The sequence below is a fragment of the Paenibacillus tritici genome, assembly GCF_018207515.1.
GTDB classification, from domain to species: Bacteria; Bacillota; Bacilli; order Paenibacillales; family Paenibacillaceae; genus Paenibacillus_AQ; species Paenibacillus_AQ tritici.
Map to the genome: position 1 here is coordinate 5,301,242 of NZ_CP073365.1, position 18,664 is coordinate 5,319,905.

The window sequence follows — 18,664 nt, forward strand, 5'->3', positions numbered from 1 at the left end:
TATTCATGCGATCCTGATTATATTTAAAAATGCACCTGTCCGGTTGACATTACTTCCTCCTACTACTAATTGGGCTGTTCCTGTATTTTTCAACGTAAGTTGAGAATTTGCAGCAAGCTGAACAACAAACTCGCCGAACATCTGAAAATATCCTGTAGTAATCTGTTGATGAAATTCACCAGTTGGAATAGGGGTTCCATTAACTGCAACCGTCATCTCCTTCTTGGCTCCGTGATCCTCATTTAGAACCGCCAGAAAGGTAATGCGGTAAATCCCCGCCAAGTCCACTGTAATCGTGTTACTCCCGTTAAAATGAACATTGGATGAAATTCCATTAGTAGTATTAAAAGGAACGTTCCCCCCGATAGCAACGAATGTATTAGTCGCTTTATTCAAGGTAACGTTACAATAAGCAGGAATAGGTCTTAATGCGGGGCCAGTCAAGCCGATGTGGCCAGTTGCACCGGTTGGACCGTTACGACCTCTGAAGCCAGTTGCACCGATTACACCGGTGGCTCCAGTGTGACCCGCGTCTCCCGTCGAGCCGGTGATCCCCGTCGGGCCGGTGGCTCCGGTTGGGCCAGTGGCTCCAGCCAGGCCGGTCGGGCCGATGATCACCCCCGTAGGGCCGGTTGCACCGGTAGGGCCGGTAGCACCTGTCGGACCAGTGGGACCGGTCAGGCCCGTGGCTCCCGCCCGGCCGGTTAACCCTGTCGCGCCAGTCGCACCCGTGGGGCCCGTCATACCCGCCCCGCCGGTGACTCCTGCCAGGCCGGTCACTCCTGCCCGGCCGGTGACTCCTGCCAGGCCGGTTACACCGGTTGGACCCATCACCCCTGTCGGACCTGTCACACCTCTCAGGCTCACGCCAGTCGGGCCTCTCAACCCTGTCGGTCCGGTGGCTCCGGTTGGACCCGTAGCACCAGTCACCCCGGTCTGACCAGTCACACCCGTGGCTCCTGTCCGACCTGTCGGGCCTGTCACTCCTGCCCGACCTGTCGGACCAGTGGTCCCTGGTGAACCGATTAGCCCGGTGGCTCCCGTCGGACCGGTCAGGCCCTTCGCTCCCGTCGCACCCTTAGCACCTGTTAGGCCGGTGACTCCCGTCGGACCAGTGCTGCCTGTCACTCCCGCCCCGCCGGTCGCCCCCGCCGCGCCCGTGGCTCCGGTCGGTCCTGTTAGCCCTGTCAGGCCGGTCGCGCCCGTAGAACCGGTCTGGCCGACCGGGCCAGTCGCACCCGTCGGGCCGGTCACTCCCATCGGGCCGGTCGGGCCCGTTGGACCAGTCGCTCCCGCCCGACCGGTTAGACCCGTTGCACCCGTTACACCCTTCACACCTATCGCACCCGTCGGACCCGTTGCACCCGTTGGACCCGTAGCACCGGTCACTCCGGTCGAACCTGTAAGACCCGTTGCACCCCTCACACCTGTCGAACCTGTAAGGCCGATCGCCCCCTTAGAACCGGTAACCCCAATTGGGCCAGTCCCACCCGCCCTACCCATTACACCTGCGCCGGTTGGACCAGTAGGTCCTCGCTCACCAATGGGTACCCACGGAGTCCAGTTTAAGCCAGCATTCTGGCTGCTGCGATAGTATATAGCCGGATTGGAAATATAGATCTGCTGAACATAATCACCTACTCGGGATACATAAATCGTCCACACTGACGGATGGTCCACTATCGGACCGTCCGGCGGACCCGTGATCCCGGCGGCGCTGCCTGAGCTGTAGACACCGGGTTCAATGTAATTCCCAAGAATACTGGTCGGCGCCTCAACGTTGTCGATCGGGAAGATGCCATCTTCTGCAGTCAGAATCACTTCCCCCTCCTCTCCGTTGATACTGAGAACACCGCCGGGTTCTCCTCTGGGCCCTGTCGGTCCGATGGGACCGCTTACCACAGGTATGTTAGAAGCGGTCTTGAGCCTGGAATCTAGTATCATCTCTTGGCGAAAGATGGTGTCCAGCATAGCTTGGGTGCTGCTATTGACCTCCAGGACCTGTGCGAGGGTAGCAGGGGGACCGCTGATCCCCGGAAGCGTACCCAGAGCGAACTGTATTTTCTCGCCTTCAGCGTTAATAATATGGGCTAGTCCAAGCTCCTCCATGGCAATGGAGGAGAATAGCAGATTGACAACATCATCCCTTGATAAGGTGATCGTGGGAGTGATGCCCGGAATATTGGGATTCGACAATATATTTCCCTCCTTATGCTAGAGTTAATCTATCTTATTAATATCAAGCTCAAAGTGCGTGTAGTAGATGCCCTGTCGGGTAAAACAATTCAGCTAATTGACTAATAAAAGTTTTAATTAATTGGATTGCTAACCACATGTAATTCCGCAGCAAGAAGGCCCGCGATCATTCGCGGGCCTTGCTTGTTTGGTTATCCCGGCAGCCTAGTCTGCCAGGATAACCTCTGGATCACCCTATCGCTACCGCACACGCTGGCGCAATGGATTGCCTTTCTTCATCTTATACTCGCGCTGAACCGTCTGGCCCCCGCCCTCAGAATCCTCCTTGCTTGGCGTCACCGCGAAGAAGGACAGCAGTCCGCCGACTGCGCCTACACCCGCCATGGTGCCAAACAGGGTCCAATGCCCGCGGTTCATCAGCAGGGACACCACCGGCGGCCCCAGCGCAACGCCGATGAACCGCATGCTGCTATATAAGGAGGTAATGGTTCCCCGGCTTTCTTCCTCGATCCCCTCGGTAATCAGCGCATCCATACATGGCAGGACCACTCCAATTCCAATCCCGCTTAAGCTCAGAAACCCTACCATGAAATAGATATTGTCGCTTAAAGCCGTAATCAACATGGCAGCCGTCACGATAACCATACCGCCGAAGCCGATCCATTTCATCAAAGGCTTGTTCTTGCCGATGACCTTACCGCTCCCATAGGACGCCAGACACAGCAGCGCCAGCGGAATGGCCAGCACGAAGCCTTTGTAGGCTCCATGCAGATTATACTTCGCTTCTAATGTCTCGGATAAGTAGAATAACACCCCGAAGGTTGCAAACATGCAGATTCCGCCAATCGCGAAGATAGCGTACAGCCAGCGGCCCCGCTCATGCAGCGTTTCTTTGATGCCGGACAGGAATTGCTTCAGACTCTTGGGCTCTGCCTTGTCCTCCGTCTTCGGCTTATGCACGAGAAAGATAACCAGTGCGCAGGAAATCAGGCACAGCACCGGAATGGCAATGAAGGGAGCATACCATAGTAAGGTCCCCAGATAAGCACCCAGAATCGGGCTTAATACTTTACCGAATGTGTTCGAGGTCTCAATGATCCCGAGACCCTTGCTCACCTCTTTCTCATCCTTGAACAGATCGCCGACGAACGGAATGACAATGGGGAAGGCGCCCGCCGCACCAATCCCCTGGATGAAACGTCCTCCAAGGATGATCCAATACGCGCTGATTCCGGTGGAGAACCAGGCGGCTGCCACACATACCGCTCCGCCCACAGCTGCCAGGATCAGGCTGGGCAGAATTACTTTTTTTCGCCCATAGCGGTCTGATAAATATCCGGCCACGGGAATCATCAGAATGGCGATCAGGCCATAGACCGTGATGAGCATACTGACTTGAAAGGCAGTGATCCCCAGCTCCTTGGAGATCTGCGGCAGGATCGGCAACAGCATTGAATTGCCCAGTGTCATAATTAGCGGGATGGAAGCAAGTGCGATTAATGCCCCTTTTGACCCTTTCATTGGACGAACCACCTTCTTGTATAGTTGCATCCTGCTTATTGTGGTTCTAACGCCCGGATTTATACAGATTGTCAAGAAATGTCGGCAGCATAAAGGACAAGCGGTTAAGGGTATGCTATTGCTTGTTCAAAATTCAGCATAAAAGGAGCCTGATTATGACTGGGATTCTAGGCGGTAACCCGAAGGAAGAACCGATGCATTATGGAGAGATCTATGCGGTATGGCAAGCCTCAATGGCTGCCAAGGGAGCAATATCGTGTTACCGGGCTTATATGTATCATGCCGGTGACAGTGATCTGAAGAAAATCATTGCTGCGATGATTGATCAGGCGGAGCTGGAGATCAGTGAGTGCGACACGCTGCTGTCCGAGCAGGGGCTCGCGTCTGCGCCAGTCATGCCGAACCGGCCTGAGGCAAAGCTGGAGGATATCCCTATCGGTGCACGGTTTACAGATCCTGAAATAGCGGCTATGCTTGCAGCGAATCTGGCTGCCGGACTTGTGGCTTGCAGCCAGGCGATGGGACAATCCATCCGTGAGGATATCGGAGCTTTGTTCGCCAAGTATCATCTGACCAAGGCGGCCCTCGGTGTGAAGAACCTGCATTTGCTGAAGAAAAAAGGCTGGCTGATCCCTCCTCCGCTGCTGGTGAAACGGCCGGAGCCTGTTAAAGCCTAAGTCTGCACCCCTGCACCTTTATTCGGTTTGCAGCAGACATCACGCAACACAAAGGACCGTCCATTATGAGGGCGGTCCTTTTGATTTATCCGCATTTATCCGTATGGATCAGCGAATCTCTCCCCTGGAAGCAATCAGCTTCTGATACCAGTAGAAGCTGAGCTTCCGCACACGGCGGAGCTCCTTCAGATCGAACTCTTCGCGGTCCACATAGATGAAGCCGTACCTTTTACTGGAGCCCTGATGCGTGCTGACCAGATCAATGGCTGACCACGGACAGAAGCCGAACACCTCTACCCCGTCTGTAAGCGCGAGCTGGATCTGCTCGATATGCTTGCGGAAGAAGTCAATCCGGTATTCATCATTTACCGTTCCATCAGCTTCAAGCTTGTCGAACGCACCCAACCCGTTCTCCGTAACAATCAGCGGCAGATGATAACGGGAATAGATCTGGCGGAGCGTGGTTCTGAAGCCTACAGGATCAATCTCCCAGCCGAACTCTGTGGTCTGCAGATTAGGGTTCACAGATCCCCGGTAGGCTCCCGGTTCTCCGACGATTTCGTGTTGATCGCCTGTGTGAGAGTAATCATTGCCGTCATTTTTGCTCTCGCCTACCGTCTGGGAGGTGTAATAATTGAAGGCAATGAAATCAGGATGACCTTGGCGGAGGATCTCCATATCCCCTTCCTCAATGACAGGCTGATAACCTTTCTCCACCAGATAACTCCAGGCGATATGATTATAACGTCCATAGACCGCCATATCTAAATACAGCCAGTTGCGGATGGCGGCATAATTATCTGCGGCCAGCATATCCTCCGGTTTGGAGCTGGCCGGGTAGATGACACCGATGTTAGGGGCGGGACCAATTTTGGCGTCCGGGAGCATCTGATGACATAACACCATCGCTTTCGCCTGGGCCAGGAGCATGTGGTGATTCTGCTGGTACAGCTCTTTTTGCGGGTCGGTCATGTTCTCATTCAAGGTTCCAATGGACCCCGGATGCAGAATAAGCATATTCTGTTCATTGATGGTCAGCCACCATCTCACGCGGTCCCCGTAATTCTCATACAGCGTATTGGCATATTGTTCAAAAGCATCAATAGTAGCCCGGTTCGACCAGCCTCCCCGCTCTTCCAGCGCATATGGCAGATCAAAGTGGTACATGGTTACGATGGGTTCAATGCCATACTTAAGCAGCTCGTCGATCAGCAGGCTGTAGAATTCAAGACCCTTCGGATTGACCGCTCCGTCCCCTTGCGGATAGATCCGGCTCCAGGCGATGGAGAAGCGGTAAGCCTTGAAGCCCATCTCCGCCATCAGAGCTACGTCCTCTTTATACATATGGTAGTGGTCACTGGCAACCTTGAAGTCTGTCACCCCTTCCACATGGTTGGCCAGATCAATTACGGAAGGACCTTTGCCGTCTTCATCCCAGGCTCCCTCCAGCTGATAGGCCGAAGTAGAGCCTCCCCACAAGAAATCCTCCGGAAAAGCGTGAAGTTGTTTGTGCAGCATATATTTTACCTCCTCAGTATTGTTTAATCCACCAGGGTCAAAATAACATCGTTCTTCTCGACCTGCTTCTGGCTGGTCTCAAAGATCTCGACCTCTTTGGGAGTCAGCGTTACAATGACCGGTGTAATCGTCTGATAACCGGCTGCCTTAATCTGCTCCAGGTCGAATCGGATGAGCAGATCTCCCTGGGACACCAGGTCTCCTTCCTTGACCATAGGCGTGAAGTGTCTGCCTTTCAGGCCGACGGTATTAATTCCGATATGAATCAACAGTTCAGTTCCTGCTGCCGAGGTAATGCCGATTGCATGACCTGTCGGGAAGATGGAAGTTACCGTCCCGTCCACAGGAGCAACCACTTCTCCGATGACTGGATCAATTGCAAGCCCTCTGCCCATCGCGCCGGAAGAGAAGGCCTCATCAGGAACACTGCTTAGCGGGAAGGCAGCACCGGACAGCGGACTGAAAATATGCTCTTTCCTAAGGTCTGCCACCAGCGCTGAAGGCTTATCCGGCAGTACGGGGTCAACTATGGGTTGGGGCACCGCTTCCGGAGCGGAACCTTCATTCTTTGTTTTGCTCTCATAACCGAACAGCAAGGTCATCAGCAGGCCTGTACCCAGGGAGACCACCATGGAGATAATGAAGATGGACATCGGCTGCTCCACAGGAATGGAGAAGATATTATGGAACACATAAGCCGTATACAGGACGCCGAAATGACCGTTGATGGCTCCCCCCAGCGCCCCGGCAATAATAACGATCGGGATCACCCGCTTATAGCGGAGGATCAGGCCGTATACGATAGGCTCGCTGACTCCGGCCAGCAGTCCGGTGATTCCCGAAGAAGCGGCGATACTCCGCAGGGATCGGTCTTTCTTGGCCTTCAGGAAGATCCCAAAAGCTACACCAATCTGGGCAAACACCGCAGCCGATGCCATCGCTTCAATCGGGTCACCGCCACTCGCTATATTCTGCAGGGTGATCGGAGTGAAGCCCCAGTGAAGTCCAAGAACGACCATGAACGTCATTCCCCCGCCCAGCACAATGCCTGACAGTATACCGCTGACGCCAATCAGCCAAGTCACGCCGGAAGCGATCCAGTCCCCGACACTGGTACCGAATGGACCGAAGGCCATGACAGACAGCGGAACCATAATCATAAGGGAGAGCATCGGAACCATGAAGATCTGCAGATCCTTGAGGATGATCTTCTTCAGCAGCTTGTCCAGCAGTGCATAGATGCTAATGGCAATGAAGATAGGGAATACACTGGAGGCATAGCTGACCATGACGACCGGAATACCTAAGAATGAGCGTGCGGCATCCCCTTCGAGCATCCCCGTAAAGTTCGGTTCCATCAGCGCCGCACCTATGGCTCCCGCGACATAAGGATTCGCTTTTAATTTGATGCCCAGCGTGATCCCCAGGAATATTGGCAGGAAATAGAATACAGCATTACCCGCAGCGGACAAGATTAAGTAAGCATCGCTTGAATCGGACATCCAGCCTAGCAGCGTAAGCACGGTCAGCAGCGCTTTGAGCATCCCTGATCCTGCCATGACGGGAATCAGCGGAGAGAAGCTCCCGGAGATGATCTCGAACACCTTGGATACGGCAGAGGTCTTCTGGCCGGAATTCTTATCGTCTGTGGAGGTGCTGGACAGGAAGCTGGTGTTCTTGACAATCTCGGCATATACATTCGCGACATTGCTGCCGACGACAACCTGGAATTGCCCCCCGCTCTCCACCACCGTAATTACACCTTCATGTTTCTCCAGCGCTTCCCTGTGCGCCTTCTTGTTATCCTTGAGGCTGAATCTCAGCCGGGTGGCACAATGGACAAGATCGTTGATATTCTCTTCCCCGCCAACAAGCCGGATGATGTCTTCGGACATTTTTTGGTTATCCATGCTGATTCTCCTTTGCTTTACAGCCAAAAAATGGGCATAAAAAAAACCTAAACGAAGATTGTGAGATCACACAAGGGTGATCCACATCTCGTTTAGGTATCGCCTGCTTTGGCAGTAACAATCCTTAGATTTAAGTTGTGACTCCAATATAGCGGAATAAGTAATCGTTTGCAAGCACTTTTACCTTTCCTTTTTCTTACATCTGATTCATATCCCGTGTAGTTACCCGCTGAATATGGATCGTAAGATAGACCTTCTCGTCAATCGACATGGCATTGCCATATTCCTGCTCCAGGTACTCATTGATCTTGCGGGTACATTCAAAAGCCTTGGGAAATTTCTCCTTAATCTGATCGTACAGGAAGTTGTCGCCGGAAGCTGAACGCTCCTGTTCCCCGCTGATCATCCGCTGGAGAAAATACTGGAGATGGGTAAGGAACCTGGAGTAGTTGAACGAATTCTCATTCAGCTTCACCTGATATTCATCCGTCAGAATGCTGAAGATCTCGCTCATCGCCTTGGTAACCTCTACCGTACGCTGCATCTCCTGTCCACCCTGACGGGCATTGACGAAATGCATCGCAATAAAGCTGGCTTCATCCTGATCCATATCGAGCCCGAAATGCTTGTGGATCAGACTTAGAGCATGTACTCCGATAGAGAACTCCTTGGGATAGAATTTCTTGATCTGCCAGAACAAGGCATTCTTCAGATTCATCGACTTCCTGTAGCGGGCAATGGCGAAATGAATATGATCAATTAACGTGATATAAATATTGTCATTGAAGATGTCGCCCATTTCTGCTTTGGCATAGCCGATAATTTCATCGGCCAGTGAGAAATACTCAGCAGAAGTCTCTCCAATCAAATCAATTAATTTACGCGGGACTTTATCTGGCTTAAGCATGAACGTTTTCTCTATTCTGTCCTCTTCCACCCGTTGACCAGCCTTCTTCTTGTAGCCTAACCCGTTCCCAATGACAACATATTCATGTCCGACCTGGTCCTCCGCGCGAATCACGTTGTTATTGAAAATTTGCCGGATAATCATGCCTTCACCTCTATCTGTAGACTCCCTGAAAATATATCCTAAGATAACACAGCAGTGTGAACAAAGACAAGTGGAGACGGCTGCAGGAAGAGGCCCGCGAATCTCCCGCGGGCCTGCTTCTGGTTGTCCTATTCCTGCCTTCAGATGAATAAGATATCTAAAAAGGAGGAGGACAACATTAACATATTCCTAAGCTATATGGTTCTGGGGTTATCCCTGTCGGCACCGATCGGCCCCATTAATGCGGCACAGCTGGACAAGGGTCTGCGCGGAGGCTTCATGCACGCCTGGGTGGTCGGCCTGGGGGCCATTGCCGCCGATGTTATCTACATGCTGCTGGTCTATCTGGGCATGATTCATCTCCTGGACGCTCCATTCGTCAAAGCCTTCCTGTGGCTGTTCGGCTTCTTCGTCCTGGTCTATACCGGGGTGGAGAGCATTAAGCATTCAGGCGAGCTGTCGGCCGCAGACATGAGGGGCAGTGAGGCCTCCCTGTCCAAATCCTTCACGGCCGGATTCCTCATGTCCCTGTTCAACCCCCTGTCCATCCTGTTCTGGCTGGGAATCTACGGCTCTATCTTAGCCAAGGCGGTCAATGATTATCCGATGCAGCAGTTATTGGTCTACAGCGGCGCCATCGTCCTCGGGATTCTGCTCTGGGATGTGACCATGGCCGCAGCCTCCAGCATTTTCCGCAGATTCCTGACAACCCGGGTACTGCGGGCCGTCTCCGTGTGCTCCGGCCTGTCGCTGGTCGGCTTCGGCTTCTATTTCGGCATCCAGGCTGCCCGGCTGCTGTTCTTCCATTAGATCTTGTTCTTCCGCAGCCGGATGCCCTTAATCCGGAAGCCGGGACCCCCGTGCAGAGAATGATATTGTCCCTCCTCAACATCCTGCTGGTCTTCCTTAGCCGAAGCAGCACTCTTGTTGCGGAAATGCTGTACAATCCAGTCCCCCAGCGCAATCAGCGATACAATCAGCAGACTGATATAGAAGCCCGGACGGCTGAGTGCATGAAATAATGTGCCTGATACAGCAGCCAGAATCAACACCAGCCCCGTCCAGCGCTTCACTGCTCCAAGAAGACTCGGCTTAAGCAGCTTGCCCGCAGAGAGCAGGATGAACGACCAGTTATAGAGGATCATCAGTCCGGCAGCGGTGGTGATATATTCATACACCTTCCCCGGCAGCAACAAGGACATGACAATGGCACCCGTCAGACCGGCGGCAATCAGGCACAAGGCGAAGAACGGATACTTCTCCTTCCATTTCTTCGAGAACACCTTAGGCGCATCCCCCTCCTGCGCAAGAGTAAGCATCATCGAGGTGATTGCATACAGTGAGGCGGTCATCGTAGAGAAACCGGCAATGATCAGTACTCCGTTGAACAGATGAGGCACGAAGGCCAGATGGTCGCTGCGGAGAGCAATTACGAACGGACTCTCCTTCGGATTAAAAGCGCTCAGCGGCACCATAATCACCGCAAGTCCAATCGACAGGATGTACACTGATGCCAGTCCCACCAGCATCACCTTCCCCGCCTTCGGCGCCTCCTCCGGGTTCTTAAGCCTGTAGGACATAATCCCCAGCACCTCTATACCGCCATAGGCATAAAAAGCGAAAATAAACGCAGACCACAGCCCGATGCCTCCCTCTGGAAAGAGCGCCTTATAGCCCAAGGGCACCTTAGGGGTAAAAGTACCGCCCCCAATCCAACCCGCCAGGAGCGCGGCAGCTATACCGAGGAACATAAGAATAGCCGCCACCTTGATGATGGCGAGCAGATTCTCTACCCGGTCGAAGCCTTTATTGCCGAAGAACACAATCAGCAGGCTCACCACCGCGAATCCGGCAGCGAACACCCACATCGGTATAGCCGGGAACCAAAAACGCGAGAAAATGGATAACGCGGTTAGCTGGCTGCCCATAATCAGCAGCTCCGAGAACCAATATAACCAGCCGCTGCCGAAGCCGGCCCAGCTGCCGAAGGCTTTTTGAGCATAGGAACGGAAGGAGCCCTGCTCAGGATGCTCCGCCGTCATCCGGGCCAGCGCATCGAATACAACGTAAGTTCCTATTGCCGCAAGCAGGTAGACGAGCAGCACCGCCGGACCCCCGATTGAGATCGCCAGACCCGAGCCGAGAAAATACCCGGTCCCGATCGTCCCCGCAATGCCGAGCAAGCTCAGCTGCCACCACTTTAACTTCTTGTCTTCTTCAGTTGTACCGGAAGCTTGATTCATGAATTCCGTCCTCACCGTCTTCAGAATTGGAGATTTCTCTCCAATTGTAGAGTTCCCGGTCCGTGCGGATTCATGAATTTTATTTTATTGATTATGGACTTGGAGCGGTGTTGAAGGTCCATTTCGTCTCATACGGAAAGTTGCTATAATCAATTTTTTTCACGATTAGACGTGCTCCGCTGCTTGTTGAATAGTTCTCGGGTGCCAATCGTTAATCCCCCTGAGCTCTCAATTCCGTACGGATGCAGCCCCCAATGCTGGGTAGGGGATCCATTATTGCATTCCGCGAGAACGAGGGGCGCTCCATCCGGAGGAGAGGAGCCGGCATCCAGACAATGCGTCTGGGTGTGCAGCGTCTCGTCTGAGGCAAATACAAAGACCTGATTGCTTGCGTTGGTGCAAGCATACTGGATCAGCTGCGCTCCTACCTCGCTGCTGCCGTTCATAACATCCGCGCACAGCCCGTTCGCCTGATTGATCAGCTGACCGCCCGGAGAGTTCCCAATGCCGTACTCCTGAACAACCTGATTCCCTTTTACCATAATCTTGCTGGTTCCCGGACAATCGGAGCTAACAGTCAAACCGAGATAGGGTGCTGTTTTAACTTTGCCGTTATAGATGGTGGTGGGTGCATAAATGGAAATTCTCGAATGAGGTTCATCGCCGCAACGGGTGTTCGTGTTGTTCCAGTCAAAATATTCTGTAAAAAGCTTAGTTCCAGTTCCTGATATTTCCAGACCCGGAGCAATCTGCACTTGACCGAGATCAAACGAAGTGCCAGCCGTAACATCTCTAACCACTACCCCATAATAACTGGGGGACCGTTCCTTCAGATGAAACTGATAGGTGTGGCCTGTAAAGACCGCAAATCTCGCTTTAGCGAAGACTTTGCGGTTTTTTCAATACATAACTCAAATATCAATCCTCGGAGCCCTCGTATTTCCGGGCACTTATTTCATTTCTATGGGCTACTTTACCCCCCGAATGATTAGCCCACACATATACTGAACCATCCATCATTAAGGAGGGCTTTATTTGTCCACGCCCAATATTCCTAATATCACTCCGTCAATCTCATTGACGCGGGATAACGTAATAAATCTGATTTTCTCTTCTATCGCTATGGAAGAACTTGGTTTGGCGCACATTATTAATGCTGAGGGAGAAAAAATTCAGTTCGCCTTAGGCACACTGCCGGGATTAAGTGGTCCACCGGCCACCCTGGCACAGATTCTACAGGTGAATAGTAGTACGCAAGGCATGATGGAAAGCATCTTACGGCAGGAAATGATGCTGGGCTCGAAGCTCAAGACGGCTGCTGGCGTCCCCAGCTTGGCGGGCTCGACAGGTCCTGTCGGGCCGACTGGCGCTCCAAGTCCCGTCATCAGCGTCAACGGCCAGACTGGAGCTATTGTGCTGGACCCTGCTGACGTAGGGGCCCTGCCCAACAATGAAGAGCCTTCCAATTCCAATTTGAAGTCGTTTACCGCGGCCGGCGTCTACAGCTCTAACAACCCCTTTGGAGCAGTGTCCCCGGATAGCCCGCCAGTAGCGCATCCGTCGGTCTGGACCCTGTATGTGTCTCAGGTTGGACGTTACATTCAGCAGATATATATCTCCAACCCTGCCCTTTATTACCGCAGCAGTTCCGATGCCGGGGTTACCTGGACGCTCTGGCAGGAAATTGGGGAACGGGGTGCGACAGGAGCAACAGGCCCGAGCGGCGCTGGCGCTACCGGAGCTCCACAGGGTGCTCTCGGATCTACTGGGCCGACCGGCGTCACAGGACCCACAGGTATCAGAGGCATCTCAGGCGCTACCGGCATTACCGGGGTCACTGGCGTCACTGGTGTTACGGGCGTTACCGGCTACACCGGCCTCACGGGGCATACCGGACCAACCGGCGTTACAGGCTCTACCGGGCATACCGGTGTGACCGGCGTCATGGGGCACACCGGCGTGACGGGACATACCGGGCCTACTAGCGTGACCGGCGTCACCGGACATACCGGGCCTACTGGCGCGACCGGCGTCGCTGGACATACCGGGTATACGGGCGTGACCGGCGTCACTGGACATACCGGGTATACCGGCGTGACTGGCGTCACGGGGCATACCGGGCATACCGGCATGACTGGCGTCACGGGGCATACCGGGCATACCGGCATGACTGGCGTCACAGGGCCTGCCGGGTCTATCGGTATTTCCGGCTTCACTGGCCTTACCGGACCTACCGGTGTTTCCGGCATCACCGGACATGCCGGGCCTACCGGCGTTTCCGGCTTCACTGGTCTAAATCGAGGCATTACCGGTGTTACCGGTGCTACTGGCCACACTGGACCTAATGGCGTTACCGGTGTAACAAGCCTTACCCGAGGAACTACCGGCGTTACTGGCATCTCCGGACATACCGGACCTAACGGCATTACCGGCGTCACCGGTCTTACCCGAGGAACTACCGGCGTGACCGGCGTCACCGGACATACCGGGCCTACTGGCGTGACCGGCGTCACCGGTTTTACCGGACCTACCGGCGTGGCCGGGGTTACGAGCCTTACCCGTGGACCTACCGGCGTCACCGGCGTCACCGGACATACAGGACCTACCGGCGTCACCGGTGTCACGAGCCTTACCCGTGGAGCTACTGGTGTTACTGGCGTCACCGGACATACAGGACCTACCGGCGTTACCGGCCATACCGGTCCTGTAGGATTATCCAGCAAGTTTTTAAATGCCACTATCTCAAATGATGTAGTTCCTGTTATTCCAGGTAATTCCTTTATCCCTTTCGATTCATACATTCCATTTGATCCAGATAACACTATATACCCGGTTCCTAATACAGGAATATTCGTTTTAACTGGCGGTCATATTTATCTGGTCATCTATTCCATAGGCTCCCGGCAAGATAAGTCCTTTCAGCTTGTGACAGGTATCGATCCGAACGATCCAGATACCTTGGTACCAGGAACTCTTACACTGGCCACAAACGGTTCAGATGCCAATCACACTTCGTCCGCAGTTATTGATCTTAGCGCTGTACAAAGTTTAACAACACTGGCCGTCCAAAATGCCCAAGCTACTGAAGCTATTATCGATAATGACCGATGTCAATTGACTATTGTGACTCTGAGATAACGTCCATCACATCATGAAGGAGCATTCTTTTGGATGCTTTTCTTTCAGTCCAGTAGGCCATCTTCCTTCCTTATGATAAATATCGACATATACTGAAGCATCACAATATGAAGGAGGGTTTTATTTGTCCACACCCAATATTCCTAATATCACTCCGTCAATCTCATTGACGAGAGACGACGTAATTAATCTGATTTTCTCTTCTATCGCTATGGAAGAACTTGGTTTGGCGCACATTATTAATGCCGAGGGAGAGAAAATCCAGTTTGCCTTAGGCACACTGCCGGGATTAAGCGGTCCACCGGCCACCCTGGCACAGATTCTACAGGTGAATAGTAGTACGCAAGGCATGATGGAGAGCATCTTACGGCAGGAAATGATGCTGGGCTCGAAGCTCAAGACGGCTGCTGGTGTCCCCAGCTTGGCGGGCCCGACAGGTCCTGTCGGGCCAACTGGCGCTCCAAGTCCCGTCACCAGCGTCAACGGTCTGACTGGAGCTATTGTGCTGGACCCTGCAGACGTAGGGGCCCTGCCCAACAATGAAGAGCCATCCAACTCTATTTTAGGTTCCTTTATCGAATCAGGTGTCTACAGCTCCAATAATCCCAACGGAACCCCGCCTCCGGACACCCCGCCTGTAACGCATCCTGCGGTCTGGACCCTGTATGTGTCTCAGGTAGGAACTTATATTCAACAGATTTATATCTCCAACCCTGCCCTTTACTACCGCAGCAGCCCGAATGCCGGGGGGACCTGGACGCCCTGGCAGGAAATTGGTGAACGCGGTGCAACAGGTTCGGTGGGCCCGACCGGACCAGGTGCTACCGGAGCTCCACAAGGTGCTACCGGACCCACTGGGCCTACCGGAATCACCGGAGCCACCGGCGTTATCGGGCCGACCGGCGCTACCGGACCCACCGGTGTTACCGGACCCACCGGTGCTACCGGACCCACCGGAATCACCGGAATCCGGGGCGTTACCGGACCCAGCGGCGTTACCGGGCCGACTGGTATCACTGGACCGACTGGTGCTACCGGGTCCACTGGCGTCAGAGGTCCAACCGGAATCACCGCCGGAGCCACTGGCGTCACCGGACCCACCGGTGCCACCGGGCCGACCAGTACTATAACCGGACCGACCGGTGTTACCGGACCCACCGGTGCCACCGGACCGACAGGTGTCACTGGACCCACGGGCATCACTGGACCGACTGGTGTTACTGGACCCACCGGTGTTACTGGTCCCACTAGCAGCGTCACCGGACCTACAGGTGCTACTGGGCCGACGGGCGTCACCGGACCCACCGGTGCCACCGGACCTACGGGTGCCACCGGACCAACTGGCGTTACCGGACCCACCGGTGTCACCGGTCCGACCAGCACTATAACCGGAGCCACTGGCGTTACCGGAGCCACTGGAGCCACCGGAGCCACCGGCATCACCGGGCCAACGGGTGTCACCGGTCCGACCGGCGTCACGGGAACCACCGGCATCACGGGTCCTACGAGTGTTGTCACCGGTCCGACCGGTGTTACTGGGCCGACCGGCGTCACCGGGCCCACAGGCATTACCGGACCTACGGGTGTCACCGGGCCTACTGGCGCCACGGGTCCAACCGGCGTTACCGCAGGACCCACGGGCGTCACCGGGCCAACCGGCGTCACCGGACCTACGGGTGTCACAGGTCCGACCGGCGTCACCGGACCTACGGGTGTTACGGGTCCAACTGGTGTTACCGCAGGACCCACGGGCGTCACCGGACCCACGGGCGTCACCGGAGCCACGGGCGTCACCGGAGCTACCGGGCCAACAGCATTATCCAGTGACTTTGCCAATGCGACAATCGCTGCTACGGATCCTAACATTCCTCCAGGCACCCCTGTCCTTTTTGATACTATTGCACCTTCAGGAGGAAGTAACAATATAAAGCTTGATAATCTAACGGGAATATTCACTTTAACGGGCGGCCATATTTATCTGATCATCTACTCGGTAGGGTCCGGTCAGAACAGGACATTCCAGCTCGCTACAGGTACTGCCGGTTCTGTTCCGGCAACAAGGATACCGGGAACACTTACAGATGCATCAAATGGATCTGATTCTAACCATACTTCTTCCGTGATTCTTGATCTTCTTGCACAACCAAATACTGCACTGGCAGTACTGAATGCTGGAGCTACAGCTACTGTTGTCATTTCTCCGAGATGTCAAGTAACTATTGTGACTCTACAATAACATTCTAATACGGGCATCCAGTTCAGATTGTCCGTATGCTTTCACTCAATTCTTCCGTTCCACTGAACTATCAAATCATGAAGGAGGGTTTTATTTGTCCACACCTAACATTCCAAATATCACTCCGTCGATTTCATTGACGCGGGACGACGTAGTTAACCTGCTATTCTCTTCCATTGCGATGGAAGAACTCGGCTTGGCCCACATTATTAATGCGGAAGGAGAGAAGATTCAATTTGCCCTGGGCACGCTGCCAGGGATGAGCGGTCCGCCTGCCACTCTGGCACAGGTGCTACAGGTCAACAGTAACGTGCAATCCATGCTGGATACCGTCTTCAAGCAGGAGATGATGCTGGATTCGAAGCTCAAGACAGCCGCCAACCTGCCTATTGTCATCGGACCCAGCGGACCCACGGGGGCTACCGGTCCTGCAGGCGGCGCTCTAAGTGTTAACGGCCTAACCGGAGCAGTCGTACTGGAGCCTGAGGACATCGACGCCCTGCCCTTAACCGAAGAGCCATCCGCTTCCCCCTTAAGCTCGTTCACTCAAGCTGGCGTGTACAGCTCGAATGATCCCAATGGAACGGCTCCCCCTGATAGTCCGCCGGTAATGCACCCGGCCGTCTGGACCTTGTATGTCTCCCAGGTTGGAGCTTATATTCAGCAGCTATATATCTCTAATCCTGCGCTCTATTACCGCAGCAGCCAGAATGGGGGAGCAACCTGGACGGCCTGGCAGGAGATTGGTGAACGCGGTGCAACCGGGCCTGCCGGACCGACCGGGGCAGGAGCAACCGGGGCAATTGGTATCACGGGGCCAACCGGGGTCACCGGACCCACGGGGGTTACAGGGCCAACCGGCGTCAAGGGTTCTACAGGCAACAGTGGGCCCATCGGCGACAACGGCCCCACAGGGATCAAGGGACCAACCGGTATTACAGGCGCGACTGGCCCGAAACTGAGGGGCATGAGCGGACCCGCCGGCCTGATTGGACCGACTGGGGTTACCGGGCCCACGGGAATTACAGGGCCCACGGGGATCACTGGACCCACTGGCATCACCGGACCTACCGGAATTACGGGGCCTACAGGGATTACAGGGCCTACAGGGATTACAGGGCCGACGGGGATTACAGGACCGACCGGCCTTACAGGGCCAACAGGAGTTACAGGGCCAACAGGAGTTACAGGACCGACTGGCCTTAGAGGGCCGACCGGGGTTACCGGACCCACCGGCGTCACTGGACCCACCGGCGTCACTGGACCCACCGGCGTCACCGGACCGACCGGCGTTACCGGACCCACCGGCGTTACCGGACCCACCGGGGTTACCGGACCCACCGGCGTTACCGGACCCACCGGGGTTACCGGACCCACTGGCGTTACCGGACCCACTGGCGTTACCGGACCCACTGGCGTTACCGGACCCACCGGAGTTACCGGACCCACCGGCGTCACTGGGCCCACCGGCGTTACCGGACCCACCGGGGTTACCGGACCCACTGGCGTTACCGGACCCACTGGCGTTACCGGACCCACTGGCGTTACCGGACCCACTGGCGTCAACGGACCCACTGGTGTCACCGGACCCACCGGGGTTACCGGACCGACCGGCGTTACCGGACCCACCGGCGTCACCGGACCCACTGGCGTCACCGGACCTACTGGCGTCACCGGACCCACCGGCGTCACCGGACCGACTGGCGTTACCGGACCCACCGGCGTCACCGGGCCTACCGGAGTGTCAGGTTCAGCGACTGACTATCTCTATGCAACAATAGGAACAGCAGGTACAACTGCAGGCGTTTCGGGACCTGTGAAGTTCGACACAACTATCGGAACAAGCGACGATGTAACGCTTTCAGCTGGAACCTTTAGATTAAAAGCCGGGCACGCTTATCTAGTCATATACACGGTAGGGGCTGCTGCTAATAACACTTTCCGCTTAGCCCGGGGTGATTATCCTAACGCTCCAAGCGTTTTTGTTCCAGGAACTCTCTCATCAGCTTCCAATAATACAAATGTCAATCATACTACTAGTGCTATTATTGATCTTCGCTTAGTAGCAGTTGATGCTACTTTGGAGGTTCAGAATTTTGGAGGTGCGGTTGTAACTGTTAACTCTGACAGATGCGGGCTGACGATTAATACCTTGATCTAACGAACTATTGAAC

The 18,664-nt window shown here is 54.6% G+C and carries 12 protein-coding genes; 5 read left to right on the forward strand and 7 right to left on the reverse strand.

Annotated elements, in window-relative coordinates; all coding sequences use genetic code 11:
* Positions 1-3 precede the first annotated feature (3 nt).
* Together KDC22_RS22895 and bcbE are read right to left on the reverse strand one after the other, a co-directional pair.
* Positions 4-2,196 (reverse strand): alpha-helical endospore appendage domain-containing protein, encoded by a 2,193-nt coding sequence (locus tag KDC22_RS22895; protein WP_281424929.1) that lies wholly within the window; start codon positions 2,194-2,196, stop codon positions 4-6.
* A 240-nt stretch (positions 2,197-2,436) separates the two neighbouring features.
* Entirely contained in the window at positions 2,437-3,717 is a 1,281-nt protein-coding gene (bcbE, locus tag KDC22_RS22900) for a bacillibactin exporter BcbE (RefSeq protein WP_211720443.1), read from the reverse strand.
* A 155-nt stretch (positions 3,718-3,872) separates the two neighbouring features.
* Here bcbE and KDC22_RS22905 point away from each other — a divergent pair, with 155 nt between their 5' ends.
* Positions 3,873-4,394 carry a DUF3231 family protein gene (locus KDC22_RS22905; protein WP_211720444.1) on the forward strand — a complete coding sequence of 174 codons (522 nt, stop codon included), beginning with the start codon at positions 3,873-3,875 and terminating at the stop codon, positions 4,392-4,394.
* A gap of 108 nt (positions 4,395-4,502) precedes the next feature.
* Here KDC22_RS22905 and KDC22_RS22910 read toward each other — a convergent pair whose 3' ends face one another.
* From KDC22_RS22910 to licT, 3 genes are all read right to left on the reverse strand, one after another.
* Positions 4,503-5,912, reverse strand: a complete 1,410-nt coding sequence (locus tag KDC22_RS22910) for a glycoside hydrolase family 1 protein (protein ID WP_211720445.1) — start codon at positions 5,910-5,912, stop codon at positions 4,503-4,505.
* A gap of 23 nt (positions 5,913-5,935) precedes the next feature.
* Positions 5,936-7,822, reverse strand: coding sequence for a beta-glucoside-specific PTS transporter subunit IIABC (locus KDC22_RS22915; RefSeq protein WP_211720446.1), 1,887 nt, complete (start codon positions 7,820-7,822; stop codon positions 5,936-5,938).
* A 196-nt stretch (positions 7,823-8,018) separates the two neighbouring features.
* Complete coding sequence (gene licT / locus KDC22_RS22920; RefSeq protein ID WP_211720447.1) at positions 8,019-8,873, reverse strand: BglG family transcription antiterminator LicT; 855 nt, start codon at positions 8,871-8,873, stop codon at positions 8,019-8,021.
* Positions 8,874-9,071: 198 nt separating this feature from the next.
* Here licT and KDC22_RS22925 point away from each other — a divergent pair, with 198 nt between their 5' ends.
* Positions 9,072-9,683, forward strand: coding sequence for a LysE family transporter (locus KDC22_RS22925; RefSeq protein ID WP_246552878.1), 612 nt, complete (start codon positions 9,072-9,074; stop codon positions 9,681-9,683).
* On the opposite strand, the gene KDC22_RS22930 is transcribed toward KDC22_RS22925, so the two are convergent.
* Both KDC22_RS22930 and KDC22_RS22935 read right to left on the reverse strand, forming a co-directional pair.
* Positions 9,680-11,116: an amino acid permease gene (locus KDC22_RS22930; protein ID WP_211720449.1), complete on the reverse strand. Its 1,437-nt coding sequence runs from the start codon at positions 11,114-11,116 to the stop codon at positions 9,680-9,682. The two genes, KDC22_RS22925 and KDC22_RS22930, sit on opposite strands and share 4 nt — an antisense overlap.
* A gap of 149 nt (positions 11,117-11,265) precedes the next feature.
* Positions 11,266-11,916 carry an RICIN domain-containing protein gene (locus tag KDC22_RS22935; protein ID WP_211720450.1) on the reverse strand — a complete coding sequence of 217 codons (651 nt, stop codon included), beginning with the start codon at positions 11,914-11,916 and terminating at the stop codon, positions 11,266-11,268.
* Between the two features lie 235 nt (positions 11,917-12,151).
* On the opposite strand from KDC22_RS22935, the gene KDC22_RS22940 reads away from it, so the two are divergent.
* From KDC22_RS22940 to KDC22_RS33795, 3 genes are all read left to right on the forward strand, one after another.
* Entirely contained in the window at positions 12,152-14,254 is a 2,103-nt protein-coding gene (locus KDC22_RS22940) for an alpha-helical endospore appendage domain-containing protein (RefSeq protein ID WP_281424930.1), read from the forward strand.
* 124 nt (positions 14,255-14,378) lie between these two features.
* Positions 14,379-16,490 (forward strand): alpha-helical endospore appendage domain-containing protein, encoded by a 2,112-nt coding sequence (locus KDC22_RS33500; RefSeq protein ID WP_246552880.1) that lies wholly within the window; start codon positions 14,379-14,381, stop codon positions 16,488-16,490.
* A 94-nt stretch (positions 16,491-16,584) separates the two neighbouring features.
* Positions 16,585-18,651, forward strand: coding sequence for a collagen-like protein (locus tag KDC22_RS33795; RefSeq protein WP_173140204.1), 2,067 nt, complete (start codon positions 16,585-16,587; stop codon positions 18,649-18,651).
* The last annotated feature ends 13 nt before the right edge of the window (positions 18,652-18,664 follow it).